Annotated in this window: 3 protein-coding genes; 2 read left to right on the plus strand and 1 reads right to left on the minus strand. The window is 71.6% G+C overall.

Annotation, left to right across the window (positions count from 1 at the left end):
* Positions 1 to 38: 38 nt before the first annotated feature.
* A complete protein-coding gene (locus tag GUY59_RS46870; protein WP_138206504.1) occupies positions 39 to 431 on the minus strand; it encodes a hypothetical protein in 393 nt (130 codons plus the stop codon).
* A 126-nt stretch (positions 432 to 557) separates the two neighbouring features.
* On the opposite strand from GUY59_RS46870, the gene GUY59_RS46875 reads away from it, so the two are divergent.
* Both GUY59_RS46875 and GUY59_RS46880 read left to right on the plus strand, forming a co-directional pair.
* Positions 558 to 1,712 (plus strand): sensor histidine kinase, encoded by a 1,155-nt coding sequence (locus GUY59_RS46875; protein WP_138206506.1) that lies wholly within the window; start codon positions 558 to 560, stop codon positions 1,710 to 1,712.
* Between the two features lie 22 nt (positions 1,713 to 1,734).
* Positions 1,735 to 1,952: response regulator transcription factor (locus GUY59_RS46880; RefSeq protein ID WP_161715138.1), on the plus strand; the 218-nt coding region annotated here is incomplete at its 3' end.

Consider the following 1,952-nt stretch of genomic DNA (forward strand, 5'->3'; position numbering starts at 1 on the left):
TTCACGATCTGCGCCACGCCTCACATCCTACCGAAGGATCAAGAAGGACTCGCGCGTTTGTTCGATACGCCGGTTCGCCTGGAGGCGAATCGGCTGCCCCTGCCCTGCTCCGCAGGGGTCCGATTCCCCCCCGCCTGAAGGCGGGGGTCTCCTCGGAGGCATCTGATGAGGATTTGGTCCCAACCGGTGTCGGGCAGTTCGGGGCCACGACCGGGCAGGTTCAAGGCGAAGGGGACGCTGTGGCCGTGCCCGACAAGGACGTCGTCCTCGGTGGCGATGACGGCGTAGTCGCGGTGTGGCTGCACGACCGGACCGAACAGGGACCACGCGATCGGGTCGTGATCCATGAACTTCGGCCAACTGTCGGGCATCTCCCAGACTGTGCCGATGAACTCGGGTCGTTCGGCGAGCGTCGTGATGTGGATGGCCATGGGAGGGACAGTAGCGGCCACGAGAACGTGCCGGTATATCTGCTGTATGTCCCGGCGGCAGCGAAACCGCGGGAGTTACTACTTTCGTCGTCATTCATCCCGCTGACCACCTCATACGCTGTGGACATGCGGTTCGTCCTGCTCGGCTCCGGTGTGTTCGCGGCCTCGCTGCTCGTGGTGCAGGGGCAGGTCGGGGTGCCGTCGAGCCTGCCGCTCCCGGTTCTGGCCGCGATCGCCGCCGCCGCGGGCGTGGCCGCCTGGCAGGTCAAACGCTCATGGTGGCCGCTGGCCGTCGTGGGCGCCGTAGGGTACGCCTGGCTGGTGATGTGGCCGCCGCTCATGGTCGCCTCCTACTACGCGGGCCTCACGCTCAGCAGGAGCCGCGGCATCGCCGCCTACCTCGGTGGCTGCCTGGCGGTGTGCGGGATCTCCGCGCTGGTCGGCGAGTGGCAGGACGGCGCCCACCGGCTCGCCACCGCGAGCCCGGCCAACGCGGTGGCCATGGCACTGGCCGTGATCGGGCTGCCGCTGGCGCTCGGTCTCTGGGTACGCGCCCGGCGCGAGGTGCTGGAGGCGGCCAGAGAACGGGCCGAACGGCTGGAACGCGAGCAGGTCATGCGCGCAGAGCAGGCCAGGTCGCAGGAGCGGGCCAGGATCGCCAGGGAGATGCACGACGTGGTCGCGCACCGGGTCTCACTCATCGTGCTGCACGCGGGGGCGATGGAGCTGCGGGCGGCCGACGACGACACCGCCCGGTCGGCCGCCATGATCGCGGGGATCGGGCGGGAGGCGCTGGCCAACCTGCGCGACGTGCTCGGCGTGCTGCGCTCACCTCCGCACGAGCTGCTGGGGGAGGACGCCGGTGACGCGCGCCGGCCGCCGCCCACGCTGGACGACCTCGACCGGCTGCTCGACCAGACGCGCGCCCTGGGCATCGCGGTGACCCGGCACGACGAGGGCGAGGCGCGGCCGGTGGAGGCGAGCGTGGAGCGGACGGCGTACCGCGTGATCCAGGAGGCGCTCACCAACGTGCACAAACACGCGGGGAACGCCGGCGCGGACGTGCGCATCCGCTTCGGGGCCGACGTGCTGCAGGTGGAGGTGCGCAACGAGGCACCCCCACCGCCGTACGAAACGCCGCGCTCGCCGCGCGAGGAGCTGCCCGGCGCGGGCTGGGGTCTGATCGGGCTGCGGGAACGTGTCGAGCTGCTCGGCGGCACCCTCCGCACCAACGCCGAGGACGGCGGCGGCTTCCTGGTGAGCGCCAGGATCCCCGCATGACACGCGCCGCGTGGAGGTTCCGGTGATCCGCGTGCTGGTCGTGGACGACGAGGAGCTCGTCCGGTCGGGGTTGCGGCTGATCCTGGAGGCCGCCGGTGACATCGCGATCGCCGGCGAGGCGCGTGGCGGCGAGGAGGCCGTGGCGGCGGCGCGGCGGCTACGGCCCGAGGTCGTGCTGATGGACGTGCGCATGCCGGGCATGGACGGCCTGACCGCCGCCGCCCGGCTGCTGGCCCTGCC

The organism is Nonomuraea sp. K271 (assembly GCF_009908215.1).
GTDB classification, from domain to species: Bacteria; Actinomycetota; Actinomycetes; order Streptosporangiales; family Streptosporangiaceae; genus Nonomuraea; species Nonomuraea longispora.

What these genes read in the sequence shown, in the direction of transcription:
- GUY59_RS46870 (WP_138206504.1), bottom strand. Translation starts at nt 431, where the DNA reads ATGGCCATCCACATCACGACGCTCGCCGAACGACCCGAGTTCATCGGC.
- GUY59_RS46875 (WP_138206506.1), top strand. Translation starts at nt 558, where the DNA reads ATGCGGTTCGTCCTGCTCGGCTCCGGTGTGTTCGCGGCCTCGCTGCTC.